Raw genomic sequence first — 25,883 nt, 5'->3', positions numbered from 1 at the left:
CGCCCCCCCCCCCCCCCCCCCCCCCCCCCCCCCCCCCCCCCCCCCCCCCCCCCCCCCCCCCCCCCCCGGCGCCGGGGGGGGCCCGCCCCCCCCCCCCCCCCCCCCCCCCCCCCCCCCCCCCTCGGCTGTGCCCCGGACCCTTCGGGTCCGGTCTCCCCCGTACTGCCCGCAGGCGCCCCCCGACGCCCCGGGCCGCCCTGCGGCCGCGCCGGTGGTCCCGAGCACAGGATTCCTGTGCGGCGATGTCCACCCCGGTATGCCGCTCCTGCCCCGCACGCCCCCGGTGCGCGGTCCGGTGTGCGGCCGTCACATGGTCATCGTGCCGTCCGCCGCCGTCATGCCGTCATGCCGTACGGCATCGGATCGACCGTCGCGGTGCCGACGCGGGCCGCGAAGACCTGCTCGCCCTCCTGCGTGCCGGTGACCTCGACCGTGGCCGGGCCGGTGCGCTCGGCACGTATCCAGAGCGGGGAGCCGAACTCCGCGTACCGCCGGTACGTACTGGAGACCTCGGCGGGCAGCACCGCGGGGGCCGGGGTCAGCGCCAGCGCCGCCTGGCGGGCCGCCTCCAGCAGGACCATCCCGGGGATGTGGTCGCCGGGGTGGTCGAAAAGGACCGGGTGCCGGGTGTCGTAGCGCAGCTGCCAGGTGGCGGTGGTGCCGGTCTGCGGGGCGGCGGCGAGCACCACGTCGAAGGGGGAGAAGCGGCCGACCTGGGCGGGCTGGAGCGGGCCGGGGGGCAGCGAGGGCGTGGGCCGCTGGTTCACGCGGTCGGCGCGCAGTCGCCGGTAGACGGCCGGGGAGGCGACGCTGTAGCCGACCTCGCCCGTGGCGATCACGTGATTTTCGTGACGCATCGTCACCTGGTAGGTCAGGTGCTGGAGCTGGGTGCCGCGGTGGCGGATCTCGGTGCACACGACGTCGAGGTCCACATCGGCCGGAGCGTCGCCGATGACCAGGTGCTCGGGGGTGGTCGCGTAGTCGAGGCCCGCCAGCAGGAACTGGTGGCCCAGGGGTACGCCGAAGGACCGGTGGGCGAGGTAGGAGCCGACCTGGCGGATGGTCTCGCAGATCATCATGGGGTCGTAGTGGGTGCCGGCGATCGGGGTGAAGAAGCTGTGCCCGCGCGGAAGCTGGGCGGTGACGTGGAACCGGTTCTCGGCCGGGCGGCACATACCGGTGAGGAAGACCTCGGCGATGGCGGCGCGGTGCACGAGCTCGCGGGGTACGGAGTGGGTCAGCCGGCCCGGGGCGTCCGCCTCCGGGCATCTGCAGTCCCGGAGAAGCGGAGTCAGGTGCGTGAGGACATCCGTGGGTTCCAACGTCATGGTCATGAACTTCCCCCGAGGTCATGGCCGGAAGGTTCAGTCTCCGCTTGATGTCGCGAAGTACGTACTTCCGAGTCTGATTGGCAGGTAGAGGATTACCCGAGGAGTGCGCCATTCCGGGTCTAGATGTGAGTCAAGTCACATCGTTGGATGTAGCGGAGTGGGTGCTTCCAGTGCATATAGGGCCAGTTCAGGGATGTGGAACCAGTGACTCCCCTGTCGTGCGGCGATTTTTGGACCGACTAGCTGCATTCGGAGGGAAGTCGGGTATCTTTTGCTCGACGCCAGCCGCGTACCTGGAAGTATTTTTTGGGGGCTCTTCCGGAGGCACCGAGGCCGGCACACGCGCGCCGTACGGCGCCTGCTCCGATGGGGCGCACCGTGTCCTGAGACCGCCTCGGCCCCCGCCGATTGGAGAGCGATGCGCACCCTCCGGCACGTCAGCCCGCTGAGACAGCTCAGGCTCGCCGCCGTGAACATCGACGGAGTCCTGCTCAACGACACTTTCAGCCCGGTGATCCACCACTTCGTCACCAGCCGCGGCGGGGTCTACGACGTCGAGGTGGAGCGCGCGGTCTTCTCCCAGTCCCGCACCTCGGCCGCCCGTGCGCTCGGCGCCGCGGCCGGTGTCGACTGGAGCCCGCAAAAAGTACTGGACGTCTACTTTGAGGAGCGCGCCGCGTACCTCGCCCGCAATCCGCTCCAGGTGTCCTGCGGCGCGGAGCAGTTGCTGAGCCGGCTGCGCTCCCTGGGCCTGCGCACCATCTGTTACGGCGGTCTGGACAAGAAGCACTTCGACACCCACCTCGGCCGGTACGCCCATCTCTTCGACGGGCCGGGCTACATCTGCACCAACGACTTCCGTCCCGGCATCCACGAGATCGCGGTCGACGCCTTCGGTCTCGACTACGCCCAGGTGCTCTTCATCGACGACGTCGCCCGGGTCTCCGAGGCCGCCCGAGATCTGCGGGTCCCCTTCATCGGGCATCCGAGCGCCTTCGAACACGGCTATCAGGGAGGCCTGATGCGCGATGCGGGGGTGCGGCACCTGGTCGGCTCGCTCGACGAGATAGACGAGCCGCTGCTGCGCACGCTCGACACGGAGGCGGCCGAGGGCCGCGCGTGGGCCGCCTGACCCGCGCCCCCGCCGTCCGGGCGGCCCGTACCGGCAGGGACCGCCCGGACGGCACCGGAGGGGGCCGTCGCCGACGGGCCCCGGGCAGCACGGTGTGTCGGTGCTGGGCACGACACTTCGCGGTACAGGAACCACCGGCATCAGAAGGAGAGTCATGGCAGGCGAACGCATACTCGACGGCAAGGTCGCTCTGATCACCGGCGCGAGCAGCGGCATCGGGGCCGCGGCGGCCCGGGTCTTCGCCCGGGAGGGAGCCGCGCTGCTCCTCGTCGCGCGCCGCGAGGACCGGCTCGACGCCCTGACCCGGGAGCTGCGGGAGAAGGGCGCGGAGGTCGAGTACGCCGTGGCGGACGTGACCCGCCGCGTGGACACGGCGGCGGCCGTCGCCCGGGCGGTGCGGCACTTCGGGCGGCTGGACTGCGCCTTCAACAACGCGGGCTGGGGGGCCGGCCGGACGCCCCTGCACGAGATGGACGACGACCTGTACGACCGGATCATGGACGTCAACGTGCGCGGGGTGTGGAACTGCCTGCGCGACGAGATCCCCGCGATGCTGGCGACCGGCGGCGGCGCCGTCGTCAACAACAGCAGTGTCGGCGGACTGCTGGCGACCCCGGTGGCCGCCCCGTACGTGGCCGCCAAGCACGCGGTGATCGGCCTGACCAAGGCCGCCGCGGCCGAGTACGCGGCGCAGGGCGTCCGGGTCAACGCGGTCGCCCCCGGCACGACCCGGACCGAGGTGGTCAGCGAGTGGTTCGCCGCCGTCCCGGGGATGGAGGAACAGTTGCACGCCGGGACCCCCCAGCCGCGCACCGCGGAGCCCGAGGAGATCGCCGAGGCGGCGGCCTGGCTCTGCAGTTCCCGTGCTTCGTTCATCACAGGGGTCACGATGCCGGTGGACGGGGGGTTCACAATGGTGTGAAACTGTACTGCGAGGTACGTACCCGGGGGCATGTATTGCCGATCGATCGGGGGCATGGAGAGGGACAGATACGTATGAGGACTGAACGACCCCAGGTGAAGCAGGACCGTGCGGTGCGCACCCGCCAGGCCATCCTGGAAGCGGCTGCCGTGGTCTTCGAGGACCGGGGCTACGACGCGGCGAAGCTCACCGACATCGTCCGGCTGGCCAATGTCACCAAGGGCGCGCTCTACTTCCACTTCGACTCGAAGGAAGACCTCGCGCAAGCGGTCATCGACGCCCAGGTGGGGATGGACCCCGCCTTCACCCCACAGGAGTTCAGGGCGCAGCAGTTCGTCGACATCGGCATGATCTTCTCGCACCGCCTCCAGCACGACGTGCTGATGCGCGGCAGCGCGCGGCTCACGCTGGAGCAGAACGGCCGGTCCCTGGACCGGGCCTCGCCCTACCAGGGATGGATCGATCTCCACACGGCCCTGATGGCGGAGGCGAAGGAGCGTGGTGAACTCCTCTCGCACGTGGACCCGGCCGGCCCCGCGCGGCTGGTGGTCGGCGCCTTCGCGGGGCTCAACGTCATGTCGCAGACGCTGGGCCTCGACCTTGACCAGGAGGTCTCGGCCCTGTACACCAGCGTGATGCCGAGCCTGGTGGTCTCGGCCGTGGCGATCCGCCTGGACACCGCGCCGGGGCGTGGCGGGCGGGCTCTGCACGGGCCGAACGGCGCGCACCTGTGCGACTGTTCGGAAGTGCCGGCGCCCGGCGCCCCCGCCCCGGCGCCCGCCGTCGGCTGACCCGGCGCCCGGCCCGCGCCGGGCGTCCGGCCAGGGTGGGACACGAGATCCCCCCGCCCTCCTGGGCGGGGGGATCTCGTGCTTCTCCGGGCTCTGGTGCGAGACCGGTAGCCAATAAAAGAATCCCGGGTATTATTTTATTGAGGGGCTCGCGCCGACCGGACCCAGCCCTGCCCTGCCCTGGGAGAAGACTGTGGACATTGACGTACTCGGAGGACTGGACGTCCTTGAGAACGGCGTGCCCGTCGCGCCCGCCGCCCCGCCCGCGCGACAGGTCCTGGCCGTCCTGGCCGGGCACGCAGACCAGATGGTTCCGGTCGCCGTGCTCGCCGAGGAGCTGGAGGCGCACGCGCCGCCCGAGCACACGCGCGCGGTGCTGCACTCCTGCGTGCGCCAGCTGCGCGAGCGGCTGGCCGCCGCGGTGGACCCCGGCGGCCCGCGCACCGCCACCACCGTGCTCTTCCAGGCCCCCGGCGGATACCTGCTCGACACCGGTGGAGGCCGCTGTGACCTGCACGAGTTCGCCCGTGAGGCCGGCGCCGGATACCGCGCGATGGCCCGCGGCGAGTACGAGACCGCCGCCCGCCGGCTGCGCGGGGCGCTGCGGCTCTGGAAGGGTCCAGCCTTCGACGGGGTGAACCCCGGACCGCGGCTGGCCGAGCTGATCGCCGGGCTGGAGGCCACCCGCAAGTCGGTCGTGGAGCAGTGGGTCGAGGCCGAACTCGCCCTCGGCCGCCACCGCGAACTCCGCTCCGGACTGCACGAACTGTCGCGGTCCGGGGGCGTGGCCACGGGCATCGCCGGGTCCGGCGGTGACGTCAGGGGCCTCCGGGACGCGGGCTGGGGACGTGCCCGTCGATCATCTTTCGAGGAGCAGCCCTTCCGGAGCTGGGGTTCCGGGTCTGATTTCCGGCGCGCCACCGCCCAGGAGCCCGGAGAAACGTACCGGGCGTTGGCGGACGTGCTCCGCGGCGATTTCGAACACGGCCCCCAGGACACCACCAGCGCCCTGCGGCGCACCCTGCTGCGCGGATCGTTCTCGCCGTCCGTGGTCTGACCCCCGCCGCCGCAGCAGGCCCTGAACCGGCCCCCGGGAGCCCCCGCCCCGGGGGCCTCCTCCTGTCCGCGGACGGTCTTGGCGCGGACGGCGCCCCTTTCACCCCACGCCCTGACCGCCGGAGCCCGTCCCCGCGCCGCCCGTCACTCCGGCAACCGCCATCCCCCGTACCCCGCAGTCCTCTTGACCGTGGCCGAACCTGAATCTAGGTTCGAACGGCCTGATTCCGCCGCCCGGGGACGGTATCGGCCACCGGGGTACGAGGGGTTGGCGGAGGGTTATGGCCTGGGACAACGGGACCGGCGCGCTCGCCGTGCTGGAACTCCTGGCCCAGGAGGCCCCGCCGGGCCGCTTCGACGAGCTGCTGCACGACGCCCTCAGATCCGGCGCCGACGAGGCGGAGCTGAACCAGCTCGCGAAAGCCGCCGTCATGGCCCGTACCGTTCTGGCCAGTGCCGGCCGCAGCCGTGACCGGGAGGCGGCGCTCACCGCGCTCGTGGACACGGCGCACGACCTGACCTCGCCGTACGACCTCGACAGCCTCCTGCGGGTGATAGCCCGCCGGGCCCGCCGGCTGCTCACCTTCGACATGGCGTACGTGAGCCTCCAGCGCCCGGACGGCACCTCGTACATACGTACCTCCGAGGGGGACACCACCGCCCTCAGCGCCGGGCTCGAACTGGGCGCGGCCCAGAACCTGGGCAGCCTCGCGCAGCGCCGCCGCGCACCTGTGTGGAGCGCCGACTACCCCGGCGACCGGAGCGTCCCGCACGACCCCGCCCTCGACGCGGTCGTCCTCGCCGAGGGGCTGCGCGCGGTCATCGCCGTCCCGCTGCGCCACGGCGACTCCAGCATGGGCGCCCTGTACTGCGCCGACCGCAAGGTCCGTCACTTCACCCCGGACGAGATCGGGGTGCTGCTCTCCCTCGCCGACCTCGCGGCGCTCGCCATCCAGAAGGCGAGCCTGCTGGAGCGCACCCGCGACGAGGTCACCGAGCTGGAGTACTTCAGCTCCGCCACGAACACCGCGCTGACCCGCATCCGCTACCTGTGGGACTGCCACGCGCGCCTGGTCCGGCTGGTCCTGGACGGCGCCCGGCTGCCGACGCTCGCACGGGCGACCGGGGACGCGCTGGACGGCGTGCTCCAGGTACGGGACCCCGGCGGGCGGCCGTTGACCGACGCCGGGGAACTGCCCGGACTGGACGAGGAGGCCGTCACGAGGGCCGCCCTCCAGGCGCACACCGGGCGGGCCCCGGTCCCGCTGCCCGACGAGGTGTGGGTGGCGCCGGTGACGGCCGGGGCCGAGGACCTGGGCGTCCTGGTGCTGCGCGCGTTCGCACCGCTGACGGACGAGGACGTACGCCTCCTGGAGCTGGCGGCACAGTCGGTGGCCGCGCTGCTGCTGATCCAGCGGTCCACGGCGGCGGCCGAGGGCCCGGTCCACGAGGAGCTGCTCCAGGACCTGCTGGACCGGCCGCACCGCGCCGGCCTGGACCTGCGGGAGCGGACCCGGCGGCTCGGGCTCGACCTGGACGTGCCGCACGTGGTCGTGGTGGCCCGCCCCGAGGGCGGCGAGCTGGGCAAGGCGGTCGCCTGGGCCAGCTCGTACGCGTACCGGCACGGCGGCCTCAAGGGGGTGCGGCGCGGCTGCATCGTGCTGCTGCTGCCCGGGGACGACGCCTCGGCGGCGGCCCGGCAGGTCTCGGCGGAACTCTCCCCGCTCCTGGGCCACCCCGTCTCCACGGGCGCGGCGGGCCCCACCGAGGGCGCCGGGGGCGTGGCCGCGGTCTACGAGGAGGCGTCCCGCTGCCTGGACGCCCTGACGGCGCTGGACGGCACCGGTGGCACGGCCTCCCTGCGGGAGCTGGGCTTCCTCGGGCTGCTGCTCTCCGCCGACCACGACGTGGACGCGTTCATCACCACCACGATCGGCCCGGTCCTGGAGTACGACGAGACCCGGCTGACCGAGCTGACCCGCACCCTGGACGCCTACTACGAGTCCGGCTCCAGCCCGACCCACGCCGCCGAGGCCCTGCACGTCCATCCGAACACGGTCTCGCGGCGGCTGGAGCGGATCGCCGAACTCCTGGGGGAGGGCTGGCAGAAGCCCGCCCAGGCCCTGGAGATCCAGATGGCGCTGCGGCTGCGCAAGACCCGCGTGGTCCTCCAGGAACGCCGTACCTCGCCGCCCCCGCGCCGACAGTAGCCGCCTGGGCCGCGCCGCCCCGTACGGAAGGTGGTCACTCCGCCGCCAGGGGGTGGGGGGAGGATGCCCCTGGCGGCGGAGGGTCAGCGGACGGCCAGCGCCGGGTGGACGCGGGCCGGGACGGTGGGCCGCCGCAGGGCGTGGGCCGTCACCGGTACGGGCTGGACCGGGCGCTGGCCCACCTGCGGACGCCCCGCCGGGGCCGCCTGGTGCACGGGCTCGGGCAGCGCGCCCGCCGGTACGGGTACGGCGCCGGCCCGGTGCGCGGCCCCGCCCAGGGCGAGCGCCGCGTGGGCCACCGAAGCCAGTGTCACGTGCCGGTTCCATCCGGGCAGCGACCGCCCCGAGAAGTCCCGCAGCCCGACCTCCTGCACGCTCCGCCCGGCGGCCAGCGTGACCCGTCGCGCCTGCTTCGTCATCCGCACCAGCGCGCCCGGGGCCGTCCGCACCATGTCGGTCACCCACAGCTGCGTCGGCAGCCGCCGGGCGTCCGCCCACTCCCCGAACAGCAGCACCTCGCGCCGTCGCCCCGGCGAGGGGTCCGGCACCATCACCCGCACCGCCGCCACCAGCGAGCTGCGCCGGGTGCCCGGCCGGTCCGGGTCGGCCCATTCCACGGGCATCCGCAGCCCGCGCACGTTCTGCAGGATGTCCCGCGCGGCCAGCGTCCCGGAGCCGTACCCCGGCAGCGAGGGGTCCGTCACCAGCAGCCGGGCGGTGGAGCTGACCCGGGCCACCACCGGGACCCGGGCCTCGGCGAAGCGGTTCAGCGTGGAGCGGGTCCCTATGTCACGGACGTCGAGGACCACCGGCCGCAGGGGCATCCGGCCTTCGCGTACGGCCTCCAGCACGCCCGTGACGGCGCAGGACTCGTACGACGCCTCCACGGCCTCCGGGCCGCCCGGCTCCTGCTCCGGCAGGAACAGCCGCCACCCGACGGGGGTGAGCACCCCGGCCGAGGTGAACCAGGTGCCGAACGCCTGCTGGCCCCGGAACATCTGGCCCTGGTGGGGGTCGTAGCGGTGCCCGACCCCCACCGAGTGGTCCCCGCCCTTCGGTATCGCCATCGGCTGCGCCACCCAGACACCCAGCGGGGTGGTCTGCCCCAGGTACTGCGTCAGCGCGGTGCGGATCGGCTGCCAGTCCCACGTGGAACCGGCGATGAAGTGGTGCAGGCTCTGTTCCGCCGCCGGACCGCCGGGGCCGATCTGCTGGGCGATGTTGCGGATCGACTTGCGGCCCCGGGCGGCGAGGAGACCGCGTACGTACTGCCGTCCGCGCTCGCGCTGGTCCCGGCGCCGGAGTGAGGTGAACACCGCCGCGCACAGTTCCTCGACGGCCTCGTCCACCGGATCGCACCGGAGCCGGACCGCCGAGTCGCGCCCCGGCTGCTGCCGATCCGTGCTGGTGATGGTGTTCACGACATCCCCCTTCGTCGATGGCACCCCTACCGTCGGCCCGGAGCCCCCCACGCGGGGAGGTGCGCCGGGCACATGACTGGGGTGCCGGGTGGTGGGGGGCCCACCACCCGGTCCGCCCGGCGGCCGGAGCGGCGGTCAGACCGACAGGTGGGCGGCGAGGGACGACCCCACGGCGCCGCCGAGGAGGAGGCCGAGGGCCAACACCCGTACGGCGCCGGGGTGCGGGCGCCCGGACGGCCCCCCGGTGGCGGCCGGTGTCCGCAGCCGCCCTGCCGGGGCCACGAGGAAGGCGACGAGGAGGGCAGGCACGGTCGCCGCCGCCCCGGTCACCATGACCACGACCGGCACCGCCGCAGTGGTGGAGTACGCGGCGAAGGAGACGGCGAAGAGGGCAGCGGCCGTAACGAACGCCCCCGCGCCGCACCACAGGTGCTCCGGCCTCCGCAGCAGGGCCAGGGGGACGAACCCGTCCGGCCGGGCCCGGACCCACCCCGCCAGCAGCATGCCCGTCACCAGCAGGACGGCCCCCGCCACGACCGGAGCCGCGCCCGCGCACACCACCGCCGCGACCGCCCCGGCCAGCAGGGCGGCCCCGAGCCCGTCGAACCCGTCGGAGCGGCTGGGGCGGTGGGCACGGTCGGCGGGCGCGGGCCGGGCGCGAGGGCCGAGGCGGTCACGGCGGTGGTGTGCGTGGCCGCCGGAGCCCCGGGAGCCGCCCGGGAGGTCACCGACCGCAGCCCCCGTACCCGGTGCCCGGCCCGCGACGACGGGCACGGCCAGCAGGCTCACGGCGGTCAGCATCAGCACCGCCCGCCACGGCGCCGCGTCCGCCAGCAGCGCCCCGGCGGGCGGGGCCAGGGCCGCGCCCGCCGCGATCCCGGAGCCGACCAGACCCAGCCGGGTCACCGTCCCGGCCAGCGCCAGCGCGACGGTGACCAGCCCGGCCGAGCCCAGCCCCTGGAGCGCCCGCCCGGCCACGGCCGGTACCGGCGCGGGCCAGACGAACAGCAGGACGGTCCCGGCCAGCAACAGGGCGGCGCCGGCCAGCAGGGCGGCCCGTGCGCCCCGCCGGTGCGCGGTCCGCGCCAGCAGCGGCGCCCCGACGCCGAGACCCCAGCCGAAGCCGGTCGTCACCCAGGCCGTGGCCGGGGCGGCGACCCCGAGTCCGGCGGCCAGTTCCGGCCCCAGCAGGGCGGGCACGGTCGCCCCGAAGCCGGCCGGGACCCCGAGCAGCAGGAGCCAGCCGACGGGAATCCGCCGGACCGGGCCGGGCCCGGCGGCGCGCGGTGCCTCGCGGAGCACCCGCCAGGTGACCGCCGACGGGTGGACGACCCGTCCGGAGGCCCCGGTCGCGGTGCGGGGCGACGCGGGCCCGCACACGCCCTCGTGGGGCGCCACCGGCCCGGCCCGGTAGGTGCCGCCGGTCCCGGTCCCGGACCCGGCCCCCGCCCCGGGCACGACCGGGGCGGGGGCCCTGCCTGTCGGGCGGGCGGGCCGCGCCCGGCGGCGGAGGCCGGTACGGGCCTCGCCGCCGGGCAGGGATGCCCGCCCGGCCGCCCGGCCCGCCCCGCCCGGAGGGCGGGGCGGGTCCGGTACGGCGGTCATCGGGCGGCCAGGAAGTCCCGTACCGCCTCGGTGAGTTCGGCGGTGAGCCGCCGGTCCGTCCGTTCTCCGCCGCCGCCTTCGACGGCCGGCCCGCGGCCCTCCTCGCGTTCGTCGCCCTGCTCTCCGTACGGCAGGCGGGTTCTTTCGATGCCTATGTGTGACATGAGGTGACGCCCTGTCTTTCTGCTGAGGAACGGAAAAGTGACAGCAAGTCATATTGCGGACGTTCGGGGCCCGCTGTCAGCCGGGCCGGAGCCAGTCCGTCAAACGTTCCGCACCGAGTCCGTGGAGTCGGCCCGCCCCGCCCGGAGCGGGAACCAGCTCAGGGCCGTCCCCATACACGTGTCCTGCCCCACCCGGCCCGTCCGGTGCGGCCTGTTCGTCCCACCTGTCCCACCCGCCCCGCGCACATCCGCGATACCCCAGACTGGGCGCATGTCCATTCACCAGAATCTGCTCGGGGGCCCCGCCCCCACCCACCTCCCCGACGAGCCGGGCCGCGCGGCCCTCGCCGCCGGTACCGCCCCCGCCGAGGTGGCCGCCGCGTACCCCACCTCCTCCCTCGCCTGGGCGACCCTCGCCGACGAGGCGTTCGCCGCCGGCCGCACGGTCGAGTCGTACGCCTACGCCCGCACCGGCTACCACCGCGCCCTCGATGCCCTGCGTCGCGCCGGCTGGAAGGGCCACGGCCCGGTGCCGTGGGAGCACGAGCCGAACCGCGGTTTCCTGCGCGCCCTGCACGCCCTGGCCCGCGCGGCCGGGGCGATCGGCGAGAAGGACGAGTACGAGCGCTGCTCGGGCTTCCTGCGCGACTCCTCCGAGACGGCCGCGGACACCCTCAACGCCTGATCCACGGCTGACCCGTGCTCGGTCCACGGGCCCGCGCGCGGTGCCGTCCGCCCGTCCGGCGCAGGCCCGCCCGTCGGGCGGGATCGGCTGTTTCACGTGAAACGCGGGCGTGAGCACGGGCGTACGTTTCACGTGAAACGTACGCCCGGAGGGCCCGCCGGTAGGGGGTGTTTCACGTGAAACACCCCCTCGTACCGGCGCGTGTTTCACGTGAAACACGGCCCGGTCGCCCGGGTGCGCCCGCCCGGCGGGGGGTGTGACCCGGGCCACTTTCCGCTGGAGCGCCGCCGGGACCGGGTCCTATGATGCGGGCAGGGGACCGGGGCTCCACTCACCTCACGGAAGGAGCGGACCGCTACCCGGAAGCACGTGTCGAGGAGACAGCGATGTCGAACACCCTTGATGCCTCCGGAGCCGGCGGTTCGGACACCCCGAACCTCGACTTCGACGGCACGACCCCGTACGAGGACTATGTACAGGCGGACGTCCTCACCCACCTCCAGCACCTCCGGTCGGACGATCCGGGCGAGATGGTCTTCCTGGTCACGACCCAGGTCATGGAGTTGTGGTTCACGGTCGTGGTCCACGAGTGGGAGACGGCGGCCCGCGCGCTGAGCGAGGACCGCATCCCGGTCGCGATGGACGCGCTGAAGCGTTCCCTGCGCGAACTGGAAGCCCTCAACGCCTCCTGGCGCCCCCTCGCCCAGCTCACCCCGGGCCAGTTCAACGCCTACCGCGCCGCCCTCGGTGAGGGGTCCGGTTTCCAGTCGGCCATGTACCGCCGGATGGAGTTCCTGCTCGGCGACAAGTCGGCCTCCATGCTCGTCCCGCACCGGGGCGCCCCCCGGGTTCACGCGGAACTGGAGAAGGCCCTCCACGAACCCGGCCTCTACGACGAGGTGCTGCGCCTCCTCGCCCGGCGCGGCCTCCCCGTCCCGGACTCCGTCCTGCGGCGGGACCTCTCGCAGCGCTACGAGTCCTCGCCCGAGGTCGAGGCCGTCTGGACGCGGCTCTACGCCGAACCGGACCGGTACCCGGACCTGCACCGCCTCGGCGAGGTCCTCACGGACGTGGCCGAGCTGGTCTGGCGCTGGCGCAACGACCACCTGGTGGCGACCCGCCGCGCGATGGGAGCCAAGACCGGTACGGGCGGCTCCGCCGGGGTGACCTGGCTGGAGAAGCGCGCGGCGAAGAACGTCTTCCCGGAGCTCTGGACGGCCCGCAGCCATGTCTGAGCCCACGCCCGCAGCCACGCCCGCAGCCACGCCCGCAGCCGTCTCCGACCCCAGGCCCGACCCCGGGCCCGACCCCGGGCCCGGTCCCGCCCCGCTTCCCGGGCTCGTGGAGCGGGCCGTCGCGCTCGACGCCGCCGACGGGCTCGGCGCCCTGCGCGAGCGGTTCGCCCTTCCCGAGGGCGTCGTCTACCTCGACGGCAACTCCCTCGGCGCACTTCCGGCCGCCGTTCCCGGGGCCGTGGCCGACGTGGTCCGCCGTCAGTGGGGCGAGCTGCTCATCCGTTCCTGGGACGAGTCCGGCTGGTGGACCGCCCCCGAGCGGATCGGGGACAAGATCGCGCCGCTGGTCGGCGCCGCCCCCGGGCAGGTGGTGGTCGGCGACTCGACCAGCGTCAACCTCTTCAAGGCCCTGGTCGGTGCGGCCCGCCTCGCGCCGCCCGGCCGGACCCGGCTGCTGGTCGACGCCGCCACCTTCCCGACCGACGGCTACATCGCGCGGTCGGCGGCCCGGCTGACCGGCCTCACGGTCGTCCCCGTCGATCCGGCCGGCGGGGCGGGCCCGTCAGGTGGGGCCGGTGCGGCGGAGCTGATCGACGGGGACACCGCCGTCGTCCTCCTCAACCACGTCGACTACCGCACCGGCCGTCTCCATGACCTCCCGGCCCTCACCGCCGCCGCGCACGCCGTCGGCGCCGTCACCGTCTGGGACCTCTGCCATTCGGCCGGAGCCCTCCCCGTGGACCTCGACGCGCACGGCGTCGACCTCGCGGTCGGCTGTACGTACAAGTACCTCAACGGCGGCCCCGGCGCCCCCGCCTACCTGTACATCGCCGCCCGCCACCAGGACCGTTTCGACTCCCCGCTCCCCGGCTGGAACGGCCACGCCGAGCCCTTCGCCATGACCCCGGGCTACCGCCCGGCCGAGGGCGCGGTGCGGGGCCGGGTCGGGACCCCGGACATCCTGTCCATGCTGGCCCTGGAGGCCGCGCTCGACGTCTGGGACGGGGTCCGTGTCGCCGCCGTACGGGCCAAGTCGCTCGCCCTGACCGACTTCTTCCTCGACTGCGTGGCCGCGTACGTGCCCCCGGGCGTGGTCGAGCCGGTCACCCCTGCCGCGCACGCCCTGCGCGGCAGCCAGATCTCGCTGCGCGCCCCGAACGCGCGCGAGGTCATGCGGGAGCTCGTCTCCCGGGGCGTCGTCGGGGACTTCCGGGCACCCGACGTCCTGCGGTTCGGCTTCACCCCGCTCTACGTCGGATTCACCGATGCGGAGCGTGCCGCGCGCACGCTGGGTCACGTTTTCGGGTGAATCAGTAGCGAATCGTCACCCCATGGGGCGGGCGGGGCCACGGCCCCGTCCGCCCTCGCACATCCGGGACCCCGCACAGAACGCCCCGTTCCAGACTGATACGGTCCCGCTCTGCCGGTATGCCGGAACAACCGCCCCCGACAACCGCCTCATCTCAACTGTCCCCGCTGTCACACGCGTTACCGAGAGGCTGAGCCGATGACGGACCCCGCAGTGGAACGGGATGCCGCCGAGGCCGCCTCGGCCCTCTCCCACCCGCCCGTCGCCCCGGACGCCACCGCCGCCTACGGGGACCACCCGGACCAGGTCGTGGACTTCTACGCCCCGCGTGCCGGCGGGCGCGGGCCGGTGCCGCTGGTCGTGGTCCTGCACGGTGGTGCCTGGCGGGCCCCGTACGACCGGGGCCACATCACCCCGTTCGCGGACTTCCTGGCCCGGCGGGGCTTCGCCGTCGCCAATGTCGAGTACCGGCGTGGCAGTTCGCTCCCGCACCAGGATGCCGAGGGTCCCGTGGCGGGCCGCTGGCCGGAGACCTTCGACGACGTGGCCGCCGCGCTGGACGCCCTCCCGGACCTGGCCGCGCGCACCTTCCCGCAGGCCGACACCCGCCGTGTCGTGGTCACCGGTCACTCGGCCGGCGGCCAGCTCGCGCTGTGGGCCGCCGCCCGGCACGTGCTCCCGTACGGGTCCCCGTGGAGGCTGTCCTGCGCGCCGGTGCTGCGCGGCGTGGTGGCCCTGGCTCCCATCGCGGACTTCGCGGTGGCGGAGGCGCTGGAGGTCTGCGGCGGCGCGAGCGCGCAACTGCTGGGCGGCGCGGAACACTTCGCCGACCGGCTGCCCTACGCGGACCCGTCCGCGCTGCTGCCCACGGGCATCGCCACCGCGCTGGTCCAGGGCCGGGAGGACATCGTCGTCCCGGCCCGGGTGGCGGAGTCGTACGTGGCGGCGGCGGCGCGGGCCGGGGAGCTGGTCGGCCTGACCCTGCTGGACGGGGTCGGCCACTTCCCGCTGATCGACCCGGCGGCGGACGCCTGCGCGGTGGTCCTGGAGGAGATCGCGCAACTCGCCTGGTAGAGCCCGGCAACCCGGCAGCCCGGCCCGGAGCATCCCGTGCACGGGGGCTCGGCAGGGCACTCGTACCGAACCCGATCCACCTCGCGCATATCGGAGTATGCTCGAACCATGTCAGGAACCACACGTATCACCGTGACGCTGCCCACCGAGCAGGTGGATGAGCTTCGGACGATGACGGACAACATCTCCGGCTACGTGGCCGAGGCGGTCGCCCGCCAGATCAGGCACCGGTTGATGGAGAAGGACCTTCTTCGCTACCAGGAAGAACACGGAGCCTTCACAGAGGAAGAGCTGGCCGCAGCGAGAGCCGAGCTCTTCGACATGCCCGAAGCCGCTGACACGGCCGCCGCCGCATGACTCAGACCGTCGAGACCGTCGTGCTCGACTCCCAGGGTTTCTCCGCTTGGATCGAGCAGGACCGCAAGATGCTCTCGCGGTTCGCGGTGTACCACTCGCTGGAGGCGAATTTCGTTGTCTGCGCCAACACGATCGTGGAAGTCAGCCACTCCCGCCTGAACCCCGCGAAGCTGGACTGGGCACTCTCCAGGGTTCAGGTCGAACCGGTGACGGCCGAGGCCGCGAGAGCCGCAGCCCGGCTGCTGAAATCCGTCGGGCGCCACGGGCACAAGTACGCCATCGACGCGACCGTCGCCGAGATGGCACTGCGCCAGCCCGGTCCGGTGGTCATGCTGACCTCGGACGCCGAGGACATGGCGATGCTGTGCGGCGACAAGGTCAAGATCATCAAAGTCTGACACGGTTCCGGCCGTGCCCGGACAGGCGTGAGGGGTGGGGCTCCCGGACGGGAACCCCACCCCTCACGCCTTGTCACGCCGTCCGTTCCCGACTACAGGAACGAGTTGATCTCGATCGTCTCGGTGCGGCCGGGGCCGACGCCGATCGCGGAGATCGGGGCGCCCGACATCTCCTCCAGGGCCTTGACGTACGCCTGGGCGTTCTTCGGGAGGTCCGCGAAGGTCTTGGCCTTGGTGATGTCCTCGGACCAGCCGGGGAGCATTTCGTAGATCGGCTTCGCGTGGTGGAAGTCCGTCTGCGAGTACGGGAGCTCCTCGACGCGCTTGCCGTCGATCTCGTACGCGACGCAGACCGGGATCTGCTCCCAGCCGGTCAGCACGTCCAGCTTGGTGAGGAAGAAGTCGGTGAGGCCGTTGACGCGAGTGGCGTAGCGGGCGATCGGGGCGTCGAACCAGCCGCAGCGACGGTCACGGCCGGTGGTCACACCGCGCTCGCCGCCGATGCGGCGCAGGTCCTCGCCGTCCTGGTCGAACAGCTCGGTCGGGAACGGGCCGGCGCCGACACGGGTCGTGTACGCCTTGAGGATGCCGATGACGCGGCTGATCTTCGTCGGACCGACACCCGCACCGGTGCAGGCGCCGCCCGCGGTCGGGTTCGAGGAGGTGACGAAGGGGTACGTGCCGTGGTCGACGTCGAGCAGCGTGCCCTGGCCGCCCTCGAAGAGCACGACCTTGTCCTCGTCCAGCGCGTTGTTGATGATCAGGGTGGTGTCGGCGACGTACGGCTTGATCTGCTCCGCGTACTGGAGCATCTCCTCGACGATCTGCGCCGGGTCGATCGCGCGCCGGTTGTACAGCTTCGCGAGGAGCTGGTTCTTGCCTTCGAGCGCCGCTTCGACCTTCTGGGTGAGGATCGACTCGTCGTAGAGGTCCTGGACGCGGATGCCGACGCGGTTGATCTTGTCCGCGTAGGTCGGGCCGATGCCGCGGCCGGTCGTACCGATCTTGCGCTTGCCCAGGAAGCGCTCGCCGACCTTGTCGAGGGTGACGTTGTACGGCGTGATCAGGTGCGCGTTGCCGCTGAGCAGCAGCTTGGAGGTGTCGATGCCGCGCTCGTTCAGACCGCGCAGCTCGGAGAGCAGGACGGCCGGGTCGACGACGACACCGTTGCCGATGACCGGGGTGCATCCGGGGGAGAGGATGCCGGAGGGGAGAAGGTGCAGCGCGTACTTCTGGTCGCCCACGACGACCGTGTGGCCGGCGTTGTTGCCACCCTGGTAGCGCACTACATAGTCAACGGAACCACCGAGCAGGTCGGTGGCCTTTCCCTTGCCCTCGTCACCCCACTGAGCTCCGAGCAGCACAAGAGCGGGCACAGGCGTACACCTCTTCCGGATGGGGCATGTCCAAGGTCAGGGGGCGTACGACGATGTACACCGCAGGCTGAGCCGTCGGACCGGTACCCCGGAATAGACGAAGGCCCTGGCGCAATAGCGCAAGGGCCTCTTGCACAAAGATGCTACCCGAGGAAGGACCGAGGTGTCGGCTCCAGAGCCCACCATGAGCCGTGCGGGCGCGCCGGTCGGCGGCCTGCTCGTGCTCATCGACCCGGTCGCCCGCCGTCTCGACGGGGAGTCCGTGCGGATCGCGAGGGACGTGCTGTCGGCCGGGGCGGCGGCGAAGATCTGCCTCCCGAACTCGCCGGAGGAGTTCGCGCGGGCCCTGGCCCGCCGGGGTCACCGGCGCCCGGTGGTCGTGGGTGACGACCGGGCCCTGGTCCGGGCCGTGGGGCTGCTGCACCGGGAACGGGCCCTGTCCGGGCTGGCCGTCTCGCTGGTCCCGGTGGGGCCGGTGGCGTCCCTGGGGCTGGCGAGGTCACTGGGCGTGCCGCTTTCGGCGGTCCTCGCGGCGCGGGCGGTGCTCGACGGCGCGACGGGGCTGCGGGACCTGCTGGTGGACGAGGACGACGGGGTGGTGCTGGGCAGCCTCTGCGTCCTGCCGCTGCGGGCGGTCCCCAGACCGGCCGGGCCCTCGGTGTGGAGCGCGTACCGCTCGCTGGTCCGTACGATCGTCCGCCCGCCGGTGTCCGGCGGCGCGGTGCGGCGGCTGCGGGTGGAGGCGGACGGGGTGGTGATCGCGGACGCGGACCGGCCGGTGGAGAGCGTCTCGGTGACGGCCCGGGAGGGCGACGGGCTGGCCGAGGTCGAGGTCCGCGCGGGCGGCGGCGGGCGACCGCTGCGGGTCCGGGCCAAGACGGTGACGGTGTCGGGCGGCGAGTTCCGCTACCGCGCCGACGCGACGACGACGGGCCCGGTCGACTGTCGCACCTGGACGGTCCACCCGACGGCGTGGACGCTGACACTGCCCCGGTGAGCGGGCGGGGCCGGGGCCTGGGGTGACTGGGTCGAACGGTGCGGGCGCGCAGGGCGGGCCGGGGTGGTCGGGCGGGCCGGGATGGTCGGGTGGGGTCGGGTGGGGCGTCAGTCGAGGTCCAGGCCCGACCGGTAGGTGCGCCAGCGTTCCAGCAGGCCCAGCAGCTCGCGCTGCATGAACGCGAAGAAGGCCGCCGTCTCCGCGACCCTGGCCCCGGCGGGCGTGTCGGTGCCCAGGGAGACCGCGCCCTCCCGGAGGGTCTTCTCCCACAGGGTCAGCACCTGGTCCCGCCGGGTGAACGTCTCGTACCAGAGCCCGTCGTGCAGCACGTACCGGTCCCGCCGGGAGCCCGGCTCGCGCTCCCGGCTGACCATGTTGACCTGCGTCAGGTACGCCACCGCCCCCGACACCGCCGCCGGACTGATCCGCAGGGCCTCGCCCAGCTCCGCCGAGGTCATCGCCCCGCCGTCGCTGGCCAGCAGTTGCGCGAAGACCCGTGCCGCCATCCGCTGCATCCCCGCCTCGGTGAGCTGCGCGGCGAACCGTTCCACGAACCGCGAAACGGCCGCTCCGTCCCGCGTCCCGGAACTGCCCGGTGTCCCGGCCGCCCCGGCAGCCCCTGTGTCCACGTCCACGTCCGTGTCCGTACCGGTGTCCGCGCCCGTGCTCATCTCGGCGTTCATGTCTTTCACGTCCTCCGCACCCCTCACGTCCTTCACGCCTTCCACACCCTTCACACCCTCCTCCCCTCAACTTTACGTTATTCCTGACCTTCACAAATTTGTGAAGGTAGCGTACGTTCGAAAGCATGACGAAGGCCATCAGCGTCGCCGGACTCCGCAAGGCATTCGGCCGCACCCACGCACTGGACGGGCTCGATCTCGCGGTCACCACCGGCGAGGTGCACGGCTTCCTCGGCCCCAACGGCGCCGGTAAATCCACCGCGCTCCGGATTCTGCTGGGCCTGCTCCGTGCCGACTCCGGCACCGCCGAGGTCCTCGGCGGTGACCCCTGGGCCGACGCCGTCGCCCTCCACCGCCGCATCGCCTACGTCCCCGGCGACGTCGCCCTCTGGCGCAACCTCTCCGGCGGCGAGGTCATCGACCTCTACGGGCGACTGCGCGGAGGCCTCGACCGCGCCCGCCGGGCCGAGCTGATCGAACGGTTCGACCTCGACCCGGCCAAGAAGGGGCACACGTACTCCAAGGGCAACCGGCAGAAGGTCGCCCTCGTCGCGGCCTTCGCGGCCGACGCCGAACTGCTCGTCCTCGACGAGCCCACCTCCGGCCTCGACCCGCTGATGGAGGAGGTCTTCCGGAGCTGTGTCGCCCAGGCGCGCGACGCCGGGCGCACCGTCCTGCTCAGCTCGCACATCCTCAGCGAGGCCGAGGCCCTGTGCGACCGCGTCAGCATCATCCGCAAGGGCCGCACGGTGGAGACGGGCACCCTGGCCGAGCTGCGCCACCTGACCCGTACCTCGGTCACGGCCGAGCTGGCCTCACCACCGGACGGCCTCGCGCACCTGCCGGGCGTCCACGACGTGGAGGTGCGCGGGCTGACGGTCCGCCTCCACGCCGACGCCGACGCGCTGGACGCCGTCCTGCGCACCCTCGCCACCTGCGGCGTCCGCGCCCTGACCTCGGCCCCGCCGACGCTCGAAGAACTCTTCCTCCGCCACTACGCGGAGGGCGGCCCGGGAGGCTCGGGCGGGCAGGACGTACGGGGCGGGCAGGGCGTACGGGAGGACGCGGGAGGTGCGGCGCGATGAGGAACCAGCTCGCCGGGACCGGCGCCCTGCTGCGCCTCGCCCTGCGCCGCGACCGGGTGATCATGCCGGTCTGGATCATGGCCGTGGCGATGACCGTGCTCAGCATGCCGGGCACGCTCGCCTCGGTGTACGCGACCTCCGCCGAACGGGCCGTCCTGGTCTCCACGACCAACGCCAACGGGTCCCTGCGCGCCCTGTACGGGCCGGTGTTCGGCGACTCGATCGGCGCGCTGACCGCCTGGCGGGGCGGGGTCTACGCAGGGCTGCTCGCCGGGGTCATGAGCCTGGTCGTCGTCGTCCGGCACACCCGCGAGGAGGAGGAGAGCGGCCGTCAGGAACTGTTCTCCGCCGCCATGGTGGGACGCCGGGCCCCGCTGACGGCCGCGCTGCTGGCGGCCCTGACCGCCAACGGCCTCGCCGTGCTGCTGGTCACCGTCGGCCTGGCCGGGCAGGGCGCGGGCGGCGCGCTCGCCCTCGGGCTGGGCATCGGCGCCACCGGGGCGGTCTTCGCGAGCCTGGCCGCCGTCGCGGCGCAGCTCACCGGGAGCGCCCGGCTCGCGCGGGGGCTCACGGGGGCGTCGATCGGTGCGGCCTTCGCCCTGCGCGCGGCGGGCGACGCGGGCTCGGCGGCCGGTGCGAGCCCGCTGACCTGGCTCTCCCCGCTGGGCTGGCTGGAGCACCTGAGGGCCTTCGCGGCCGAACGCTGGTGGGTGCTGGGCCTCTTCGCGGCGGCCGTGGCCGGGCAGGTGGCGGTGGCGTACGTCCTGGCCGGACGGCGCGACCTCGGTCTGAGCTTCCTGCCGGCCCGGCCGGGGCCGACGCACGGGAGGCTCGGCTCGGCCGGAGCCCTGGCCTGGCGGCTCCAGCGGGGCAGCCTGACCGGCTGGAGCCTCGCCTTCCTCACCGCCGGCCTGGCCTTCGGCGCGCTGACGGACGGGGCCACCCGGCTCATCGGCGACAACGCGAAGACGCGCGAAGTGATCGAACGCATGGGCGGGCAGGGTGAGCGGGGCGGTCCGGGCGGTCAGGGAGGGCCGGGCGGCCTGGGTGATCCGTCCGGGGCGGGCGGGACGGGTGGGATCAGCGGGACGGGTGGGCTCGCCGACGCCTTCCTCACGACGATGGCCGGAATGCTCGGCATGGTCGCCGCCCTCTACCTCGTCTCGGCGGTGCTGCGCCTGAGCGCCGAGGAGTCGGGGCAGCGGGCCGAACCCCTGCTGGCGGGCCCGGTCGGACGGCTGACCTGGGCCGGAGGCCACCTGGCCATCGCCTTCGGCGGCTCGGCGCTGATCCTGCTGCTGGCCGGGCTCGGCCTGGGCGTCGGCCACGGCGAGAACCCGGGCGCGGCGGTGGCCTCCTGCCTGGCCCAGCTCCCGGCGGTATGGGTGATCGGGGCACTGGCGGCGCTGCTGCACGGCGCGGCCCCGCGGTACGCGGCAGCCGCCTGGGCGGTGGCCGGGGCCGCGCTGGCCCTGGGCTGGATCGGCCCGGCGCTGAACCTCCCGCAGCCGCTCCTGGACCTCTCCCCCTTCGCCCACCCCTCCTGGGTCCCGGGTACGCAGACCCTGGCCTGGGTGCCTCTGCTGACCCTGACCGCCCTGGCGGTCGCCCTCACCACGGCCGCCCTCGGCACCTTCCGCCACCGCGACCTGGCGACCTGACGACCCCTCTGCCGGGGGACGAGGTGGGCTGGGGTGGACGGTCAGTTCCTGTGCGGCGACCGGGACTTCACCGGGAGGACGAACCTTCTCGCGACGGCTGGAACCCCGATGGGTGGTGGGTAGTGCCGCGTCGGGCAACGTTCGCCCCGTCGCGACGCCCGGCACGCACTCCCGCCGCACCGGCCGAAAGCCCAGGTACGTCCCGTACGAGGACTTCCGGCCGACGCACCGGAACCACGCACCGGGCGCCGCTCCTTGACGGGCAAACGTCGCCTGACGCGGCACTAGAACTCCACCAGCAGCCGTTCCAGACCCCGGATGACGTAGCCCTCCTGCCACCGGGGCTCCTCCACGAGCCGCAGTGGCGGCACTCCGTCCGCCAGCAGTGCCCCGAAGGACGCCTCCAGCTCCCGCAGCGCGAGCGGAGCGCCCAGGCAGTAGTGGATTCCGGCCCCGAAGCTCAGGTGCGGATTGTCGGCCCGGGAGAGGTCCAGAATGTCGGGGTCCGTGAACCGTGCGGGGTCGCGGTTCGCGGACCCGAAGAGCAGCGCGACCTCCGCCCCGCGCGGGACGGTGGTCTCCCCGACGGTGATGTCGTCGAGCACCCAGCGTTCGAACATCTGGAGCGGGGTGTCGTACCGGAGAAGTTCATCCACAGCTGTGGACAACTTTTCGGGACGCGCGCGGAGGGCGGCGAGCTGCCCGGGATTCCTGAACAGGGACCACCAGCCGTTGACCGTGCTGTTGACGGTGGCCTCGTGGCCCGCGTTCAGCAGGAGCACGCAGGTGGAGATCATCTCCTGCTCGCTGAGCCGCCCCTCCTCATCGTGTGCGGCGATCAGCCCGGAGATCACATCCTCGCCGGGCCGGGCGCGCCGCTCGGCGATCAGCCCGTGCAGGTACGCGCTGAACTCGACGCTCGCCCGCACCGCGCGGCGGGCCGTCTCCTCGTCCGGCCGGAGCTCGAACATCCCGCAGATATCGGCCGACCAGGGCCGCAGCAGCGCCCGGTCCGCCTCCGGCACGCCCAGCAGCTCCGCGATCACGGCCACCGGCAGCGGTTCGGCGACAGTGGTGAGCAGATCCCCGCCCCCCTCCGCGAGCAACCTCCCCACCAGCTCCTGCGCCAGCCGCCGCACGGCGGGCACGAGCCGCTCCACGGTCCTCGGCGTGAACGCCTTGGCCACCAGCCTCCGTACCCGCGCGTGCGCGGGATTCTCCAGGTCCAGCAGGCCGTTGCCGTTGAGGACGTGGAAGGGCTCGTGCTCCGCCGACGGCACCTCACGCCCGAACTCCTCGTGGGTGAAGCGGTGCAGGTAGGTCCGGCACAGCCTCCGGTCACGCAGCAGCGCGCTCACATCGGCGTAGTGCGGTACCAGCCACTGCCCGGTGGGCTCCCACCACACGGCCCTGCCCTGCTCCCGCAACTCCCGGTAGGCCGGGTACGGATCGGCGACAAACGCGGCATCCCACGGATCAAAGCCCATCCCCGCACCCTAAAGGCTGTCCTTCTCAGCCCTCAGCCCTCAGCCCTCAGCCCTCAGGCCTTCGCCCCCAGCCTTCGGTCCGTAGCGGTCCGTCGCGCTGCTCCGTCCTCCTGCCTACTCGTCCCAGGGGGAGTTCTGGATCACCTCCACGAAATCACCGGGTACGAAACCCGGCACGAAGTGCCGCAGTACGTCCGCCTTCACGTTGCCGAAGGCCGTGTCCGGCTTCGGGGCGATGCCCTCGGTGAAGGCTTCGAGAATCCGCCGCTTGAAGTCGGGTCGGGGGTGCAGCGCGGTGATCGCGGCGCGGGCGGCCGGGCCGATGTCGTCGAAGCCGATGCCCAGGACGTCGTACTCGACGCCCGCCGTCACCAACGCCACCTCCGGCTCCATGAACTCCGGGATGCCCGGGGTGGTGTGGAGGGCGATCGCCGTCCACACCCGGCGGACACCGTCCTCCGGTACCCCGTGGCGCTCCAGGAACCGCCGGGCCTCGTCCGCCCCGTCCACTTCGAACCGGCGCCCGCTCCCGCGGAACCGTTCCCCGAGCCCCAGATCGTGGAACATCGCCCCGATGTAGAGCAGCTCCGGATCGAAGTCGAGGCCACGCCGCTGACCCTGGAGGCTCCCGAACCAGTACACCCGCCGCGAGTGGTGGTAGATCAGCTCACTCGTGGTGTCCCGCACCAGCTCGGTCGCCTCGGCGGCGAGCTTGCCGTCCGGCACCGCCACCCCGGCGGCGGTGTTCCCCTGCGTACTCATGACACGCTCCTCTCGACGTGTCCCCAGCCTCCCCGCCTTCCGTCCGGGCCGCCAGGTCTATCCCGGCCTGACCACCCGGTTCTCGTAGGCGAACACCGCCGCCTGGGTACGGTCCCGGAGGCCCAGCTTCACCAGGACGCGGCTCACGTGGGTCTTGATCGTGGACTCCGCGACGATCAGCCGGCCCGCTATCTCCGCGTTGGACAGCCCCTGCGCGATCAGTACCAGCACCTCCGTCTCCCGTTCCGTCAGCTCCTCCACGACCGCCGGGTCCGCCGGTCTCGGCAGCTGCGGCAGCTGCGGCAGCTGCGACATCTTCGAGAACTCCGAGATCAGCCGCCTGGTCACCGAGGGCGCCAGCAGCGCGTCCCCGGCCGCCACCACCCGTACCCCGTCCGCCAGCTGGCGGGCCGACGCGTCCTTGAGCAGGAACCCGGAGGCCCCGGCCCGCAGTGCCTGGTACACGTACTCGTCGAGGTCGAAGGTGGTCAGGACCAGAACCTTCGTGCCCGTGCCGGCCGCCACGATCTCCCGTGTCGCCTCCAGCCCGTTCATCTCCGGCATCCGGATGTCCATGAGCACCACATCCGGCCTGAGCGCCGCGACCTGGGCGATGGCCTCCCGGCCGTCGACCGCCTCGCCCACCACCTCGATGCCGTCCATGGCGTTCAACAGGACGGAGAACCCCTCCCGGACCATCATCTGGTCGTCGACGATCAGCACCCGGATCGTCATGCCCTCTTCCCCCCTGGCCCGGCCGGCGTCCCCGTCCCTGTACCCGTCGCCATCGCCGCCGTCTTCTCCACGGCCTTCTCCTTCGTCCCGGGGTTCGGTTCCTGACGGGCACGGACCGGTATGAAGACCGCCACCTCGTACCCGCCCGACGCCGTCTCCCCGGCGGTCATCTCCCCCTCCAGCATGGCCACCCGCTCCCGCATCCCGGTGATGCCGTGCCCGGCCCCCGGAGAGGGACGGGTCTCCTCGGTCCCGGGCTCGTTGACGATCCGTACCCCCAGGCCGCCCAGGACGTACGACACCTCCACCCCGGCCGACGCACCCGGTGCGTGCCGCAGGGTGTTGCTCAGGGCCTCCTGGATGATCCGGTACGCCGACAGTTCCACGCCCTGCGGTAGTTCCCGCACCGCACCCGTGACCGTCTTGTCCACACTCAGTCCGGCTTCCCGCACATTGGCCAGGAGCTTGTCCAGCGCGGCCAGCGTCGGCTGCGGGGCGTCCGGGGCCTCGTAGTCCGCGGAGCGGACCACGCCCAGGACCCGGCGCAGCTCGGTCAGGGCCGCCACCGCGTTCTCCCGGATGGTGGCGAACGCCGCCTCAAGCTCCGGCGGGGTGTCCTTCACCCGGTACGGCGCGGCCTCCGCCTGGATCGCCACCACCGACATGTGGTGGGCCACCACGTCGTGCAGTTCCCGCGCGATCGTCGTCCGCTCCTCAAGGAGTGTCCTCCGGTCGCGCTCGACGGCTGTGACCTCCTGCTGAGCCGTGACCTCCTGCTCCGCCTCCCGGCGGATGTGCCGGACGCTGGCGGTCAGCAGCGAGATCGCCGAGATGAAGGTCATGAGGATGACGCTTCCCAGGCCACCCCAGCCGAGTACGGCCGACAGGGTGATACTGGTCCCCAGAGTGACGGCCCACATCCACATCGCGACCCGGGGTCCGGTCCGCATCGCGACGACCGTCACCACGGTTACGTGGGCGACGAACGAGCCGAATGACCACGGCCAGGTCGTCCCGCCGGGTATCAGTACGGCCAGCACGCCACTGGCCGCTATCGCGCACCAGAAGGCTCCCACCGGCCGCACCAAGGTGGTCAGCACCGGGACAGCGGCTACCACTCCCAGGCCCAAGGCCATGGGCGAGGACCGGTACAGGCCTTCGTGTGCACCGGTGAGGACGATCACGAGGAGCGCCAGCAGCCACACGGCCGCATGGGGCGCGTACGCCGCCGCCGGGCGCATCTGCTCCGGAAGCCGCAGCACCAGCGGGGTGTCCGTGCGCTGCAGTGGAAGTGGTCGGTAGGCGAAGGCATCCGTGATCAGGTCCCGGCGGAATGCCGGGAAGAGACTGGAGCCCGTTCTGTTTTCCGATGTCCGGGTTGACCCCCCGGTGGTCGTCTCGCTCACA

24 protein-coding genes are annotated in these 25,883 nt (G+C 73.1%); 14 read left to right on the top strand and 10 right to left on the bottom strand.

Annotation, left to right across the window (positions count from 1 at the left end; genetic code table 11):
• Positions 1-335 precede the first annotated feature (335 nt).
• Positions 336-1,334 (bottom strand): ScbA/BarX family gamma-butyrolactone biosynthesis protein, encoded by a 999-nt coding sequence (locus ACIA5F_RS12765; protein ID WP_399351774.1) that lies wholly within the window; start codon positions 1,332-1,334, stop codon positions 336-338.
• 415 nt (positions 1,335-1,749) lie between these two features.
• Here ACIA5F_RS12765 and ACIA5F_RS12760 point away from each other — a divergent pair, with 415 nt between their 5' ends.
• The 5 genes from ACIA5F_RS12760 (at position 1,750) to ACIA5F_RS12740 (ending at position 7,442) form a co-directional block, all read left to right on the top strand.
• A complete protein-coding gene (locus ACIA5F_RS12760) occupies positions 1,750-2,463 on the top strand; it encodes an HAD family phosphatase (RefSeq protein WP_399351776.1) in 714 nt (237 codons plus the stop codon).
• Positions 2,464-2,617: 154 nt separating this feature from the next.
• Positions 2,618-3,385 carry a glucose 1-dehydrogenase gene (locus ACIA5F_RS12755; protein ID WP_399351778.1) on the top strand — a complete coding sequence of 256 codons (768 nt, stop codon included), beginning with the start codon at positions 2,618-2,620 and terminating at the stop codon, positions 3,383-3,385.
• Between the two features lie 74 nt (positions 3,386-3,459).
• The gene (locus ACIA5F_RS12750) at positions 3,460-4,176 is read left to right on the top strand and encodes a ScbR family autoregulator-binding transcription factor (RefSeq protein ID WP_399351780.1); all 717 of its coding nucleotides are present in this window, start codon (positions 3,460-3,462) and stop codon (positions 4,174-4,176) included.
• Positions 4,177-4,369: 193 nt separating this feature from the next.
• Entirely contained in the window at positions 4,370-5,233 is an 864-nt protein-coding gene (locus tag ACIA5F_RS12745; protein ID WP_399351782.1) for a BTAD domain-containing putative transcriptional regulator, read from the top strand.
• A gap of 280 nt (positions 5,234-5,513) precedes the next feature.
• Positions 5,514-7,442, top strand: a complete 1,929-nt coding sequence (locus tag ACIA5F_RS12740; protein WP_399351784.1) for a GAF domain-containing protein — start codon at positions 5,514-5,516, stop codon at positions 7,440-7,442.
• A gap of 83 nt (positions 7,443-7,525) precedes the next feature.
• On the opposite strand, the gene ACIA5F_RS12735 is transcribed toward ACIA5F_RS12740, so the two are convergent.
• The 3 genes from ACIA5F_RS12735 to ACIA5F_RS12725 all read right to left on the bottom strand — a co-directional run bounded on the left by ACIA5F_RS12735 (position 7,526) and on the right by ACIA5F_RS12725 (position 10,632).
• On the bottom strand, positions 7,526-8,863 hold the full coding sequence (locus ACIA5F_RS12735) for an IS701 family transposase (protein WP_399351786.1): 1,338 nt from the start codon (positions 8,861-8,863) through the stop codon (positions 7,526-7,528).
• A gap of 135 nt (positions 8,864-8,998) precedes the next feature.
• Positions 8,999-10,468, bottom strand: a complete 1,470-nt coding sequence (locus tag ACIA5F_RS12730) for an MFS transporter (RefSeq protein ID WP_399351788.1) — start codon at positions 10,466-10,468, stop codon at positions 8,999-9,001.
• A complete protein-coding gene (locus ACIA5F_RS12725; protein WP_399351790.1) occupies positions 10,465-10,632 on the bottom strand; it encodes a hypothetical protein in 168 nt (55 codons plus the stop codon). The genes ACIA5F_RS12730 and ACIA5F_RS12725 overlap by 4 nt, the downstream gene beginning before the upstream one ends.
• Positions 10,633-10,903: 271 nt before the next feature.
• On the opposite strand from ACIA5F_RS12725, the gene ACIA5F_RS12720 reads away from it, so the two are divergent.
• From ACIA5F_RS12720 to ACIA5F_RS12695, 6 genes are all read left to right on the top strand, one after another.
• Positions 10,904-11,317: a DUF3151 domain-containing protein gene (locus ACIA5F_RS12720; protein WP_399351792.1), complete on the top strand. Its 414-nt coding sequence runs from the start codon at positions 10,904-10,906 to the stop codon at positions 11,315-11,317.
• A 386-nt stretch (positions 11,318-11,703) separates the two neighbouring features.
• Positions 11,704-12,552: a tryptophan 2,3-dioxygenase family protein gene (locus ACIA5F_RS12715; protein ID WP_399351794.1), complete on the top strand. Its 849-nt coding sequence runs from the start codon at positions 11,704-11,706 to the stop codon at positions 12,550-12,552.
• Complete coding sequence (kynU, locus tag ACIA5F_RS12710; protein ID WP_399351796.1) at positions 12,545-13,861, top strand: kynureninase; 1,317 nt, start codon at positions 12,545-12,547, stop codon at positions 13,859-13,861. The genes ACIA5F_RS12715 and kynU overlap by 8 nt, the downstream gene beginning before the upstream one ends.
• Before the next feature lie 198 nt (positions 13,862-14,059).
• Positions 14,060-14,935 (top strand): alpha/beta hydrolase family protein, encoded by an 876-nt coding sequence (locus tag ACIA5F_RS12705; protein ID WP_399351798.1) that lies wholly within the window; start codon positions 14,060-14,062, stop codon positions 14,933-14,935.
• 108 nt (positions 14,936-15,043) lie between these two features.
• Positions 15,044-15,292: a hypothetical protein gene (locus ACIA5F_RS12700; protein WP_399351800.1), complete on the top strand. Its 249-nt coding sequence runs from the start codon at positions 15,044-15,046 to the stop codon at positions 15,290-15,292.
• Positions 15,289-15,690, top strand: coding sequence for a DNA-binding protein (locus ACIA5F_RS12695; protein WP_399351802.1), 402 nt, complete (start codon positions 15,289-15,291; stop codon positions 15,688-15,690). Before ACIA5F_RS12700 ends, ACIA5F_RS12695 begins: the two co-directional genes overlap by 4 nt.
• Before the next feature lie 92 nt (positions 15,691-15,782).
• Here ACIA5F_RS12695 and ACIA5F_RS12690 read toward each other — a convergent pair whose 3' ends face one another.
• Positions 15,783-17,066: an adenylosuccinate synthase gene (locus ACIA5F_RS12690; protein WP_399351804.1), complete on the bottom strand. Its 1,284-nt coding sequence runs from the start codon at positions 17,064-17,066 to the stop codon at positions 15,783-15,785.
• A 184-nt stretch (positions 17,067-17,250) separates the two neighbouring features.
• Here ACIA5F_RS12690 and ACIA5F_RS12685 point away from each other — a divergent pair, with 184 nt between their 5' ends.
• A complete protein-coding gene (locus tag ACIA5F_RS12685) occupies positions 17,251-18,063 on the top strand; it encodes a diacylglycerol kinase (RefSeq protein ID WP_399351975.1) in 813 nt (270 codons plus the stop codon).
• A gap of 107 nt (positions 18,064-18,170) precedes the next feature.
• Here ACIA5F_RS12685 and ACIA5F_RS12680 read toward each other — a convergent pair whose 3' ends face one another.
• Entirely contained in the window at positions 18,171-18,746 is a 576-nt protein-coding gene (locus ACIA5F_RS12680) for a GbsR/MarR family transcriptional regulator (protein ID WP_399351806.1), read from the bottom strand.
• Between the two features lie 125 nt (positions 18,747-18,871).
• Here ACIA5F_RS12680 and ACIA5F_RS12675 point away from each other — a divergent pair, with 125 nt between their 5' ends.
• The gene (locus ACIA5F_RS12675) at positions 18,872-19,831 is read left to right on the top strand and encodes an ATP-binding cassette domain-containing protein (RefSeq protein ID WP_399351808.1); all 960 of its coding nucleotides are present in this window, start codon (positions 18,872-18,874) and stop codon (positions 19,829-19,831) included.
• A complete protein-coding gene (locus tag ACIA5F_RS12670) occupies positions 19,828-21,492 on the top strand; it encodes an ABC transporter permease (RefSeq protein WP_399351810.1) in 1,665 nt (554 codons plus the stop codon). The genes ACIA5F_RS12675 and ACIA5F_RS12670 overlap by 4 nt, the downstream gene beginning before the upstream one ends.
• 284 nt (positions 21,493-21,776) lie before the next feature.
• On the opposite strand, the gene ACIA5F_RS12665 is transcribed toward ACIA5F_RS12670, so the two are convergent.
• The 4 genes from ACIA5F_RS12665 to ACIA5F_RS12650 form a co-directional block, all read right to left on the bottom strand.
• Entirely contained in the window at positions 21,777-22,979 is a 1,203-nt protein-coding gene (locus tag ACIA5F_RS12665) for a cytochrome P450 (protein WP_399351812.1), read from the bottom strand.
• A 114-nt stretch (positions 22,980-23,093) separates the two neighbouring features.
• Positions 23,094-23,741, bottom strand: a complete 648-nt coding sequence (locus tag ACIA5F_RS12660; protein ID WP_399351814.1) for an HD domain-containing protein — start codon at positions 23,739-23,741, stop codon at positions 23,094-23,096.
• A gap of 57 nt (positions 23,742-23,798) precedes the next feature.
• Entirely contained in the window at positions 23,799-24,476 is a 678-nt protein-coding gene (locus ACIA5F_RS12655; RefSeq protein ID WP_399351816.1) for a response regulator, read from the bottom strand.
• The gene (locus tag ACIA5F_RS12650; protein WP_399351818.1) at positions 24,473-25,738 is read right to left on the bottom strand and encodes a sensor histidine kinase; all 1,266 of its coding nucleotides are present in this window, start codon (positions 25,736-25,738) and stop codon (positions 24,473-24,475) included. The genes ACIA5F_RS12655 and ACIA5F_RS12650 overlap by 4 nt, the downstream gene beginning before the upstream one ends.
• Between the last annotated feature and the right edge of the window lie 145 nt (positions 25,739-25,883).

Origin of the sequence: Streptomyces sp. NPDC051567 (genome assembly GCF_044454165.1) — a bacterium.
GTDB lineage: Bacteria > Actinomycetota > Actinomycetes > Streptomycetales > Streptomycetaceae > Streptomyces.
Note: the sequence above shows the minus strand (reverse complement) of the source record. Positions and strands in the feature narration are given on the sequence as shown.

What these genes read in the sequence shown, in the direction of transcription:
- ACIA5F_RS12660 (WP_399351814.1), bottom strand. Translation starts at nt 23,741, where the DNA reads ATGAGTACGCAGGGGAACACCGCCGCCGGGGTGGCGGTGCCGGACGGC.
- ACIA5F_RS12685 (WP_399351975.1), top strand. Translation starts at nt 17,251, where the DNA reads ATGAGCCGTGCGGGCGCGCCGGTCGGCGGCCTGCTCGTGCTCATCGAC.
- ACIA5F_RS12695 (WP_399351802.1), top strand. Translation starts at nt 15,289, where the DNA reads ATGACTCAGACCGTCGAGACCGTCGTGCTCGACTCCCAGGGTTTCTCC.
- ACIA5F_RS12730 (WP_399351788.1), bottom strand. Translation starts at nt 10,468, where the DNA reads ATGACCGCCGTACCGGACCCGCCCCGCCCTCCGGGCGGGGCGGGCCGG.
- ACIA5F_RS12740 (WP_399351784.1), top strand. Translation starts at nt 5,514, where the DNA reads ATGGCCTGGGACAACGGGACCGGCGCGCTCGCCGTGCTGGAACTCCTG.
- ACIA5F_RS12670 (WP_399351810.1), top strand. Translation starts at nt 19,828, where the DNA reads ATGAGGAACCAGCTCGCCGGGACCGGCGCCCTGCTGCGCCTCGCCCTG.
- ACIA5F_RS12725 (WP_399351790.1), bottom strand. Translation starts at nt 10,632, where the DNA reads ATGTCACACATAGGCATCGAAAGAACCCGCCTGCCGTACGGAGAGCAG.
- ACIA5F_RS12760 (WP_399351776.1), top strand. Translation starts at nt 1,750, where the DNA reads ATGCGCACCCTCCGGCACGTCAGCCCGCTGAGACAGCTCAGGCTCGCC.
- ACIA5F_RS12720 (WP_399351792.1), top strand. Translation starts at nt 10,904, where the DNA reads ATGTCCATTCACCAGAATCTGCTCGGGGGCCCCGCCCCCACCCACCTC.
- kynU (WP_399351796.1), top strand. Translation starts at nt 12,545, where the DNA reads ATGTCTGAGCCCACGCCCGCAGCCACGCCCGCAGCCACGCCCGCAGCC.
- ACIA5F_RS12750 (WP_399351780.1), top strand. Translation starts at nt 3,460, where the DNA reads ATGAGGACTGAACGACCCCAGGTGAAGCAGGACCGTGCGGTGCGCACC.
- ACIA5F_RS12715 (WP_399351794.1), top strand. Translation starts at nt 11,704, where the DNA reads ATGTCGAACACCCTTGATGCCTCCGGAGCCGGCGGTTCGGACACCCCG.
- ACIA5F_RS12765 (WP_399351774.1), bottom strand. Translation starts at nt 1,334, where the DNA reads ATGACCATGACGTTGGAACCCACGGATGTCCTCACGCACCTGACTCCG.
- ACIA5F_RS12755 (WP_399351778.1), top strand. Translation starts at nt 2,618, where the DNA reads ATGGCAGGCGAACGCATACTCGACGGCAAGGTCGCTCTGATCACCGGC.
- ACIA5F_RS12665 (WP_399351812.1), bottom strand. Translation starts at nt 22,979, where the DNA reads ATGGGCTTTGATCCGTGGGATGCCGCGTTTGTCGCCGATCCGTACCCG.
- ACIA5F_RS12675 (WP_399351808.1), top strand. Translation starts at nt 18,872, where the DNA reads ATGACGAAGGCCATCAGCGTCGCCGGACTCCGCAAGGCATTCGGCCGC.
- ACIA5F_RS12705 (WP_399351798.1), top strand. Translation starts at nt 14,060, where the DNA reads ATGACGGACCCCGCAGTGGAACGGGATGCCGCCGAGGCCGCCTCGGCC.
- ACIA5F_RS12700 (WP_399351800.1), top strand. Translation starts at nt 15,044, where the DNA reads ATGTCAGGAACCACACGTATCACCGTGACGCTGCCCACCGAGCAGGTG.
- ACIA5F_RS12680 (WP_399351806.1), bottom strand. Translation starts at nt 18,746, where the DNA reads ATGAACGCCGAGATGAGCACGGGCGCGGACACCGGTACGGACACGGAC.
- ACIA5F_RS12655 (WP_399351816.1), bottom strand. Translation starts at nt 24,476, where the DNA reads ATGACGATCCGGGTGCTGATCGTCGACGACCAGATGATGGTCCGGGAG.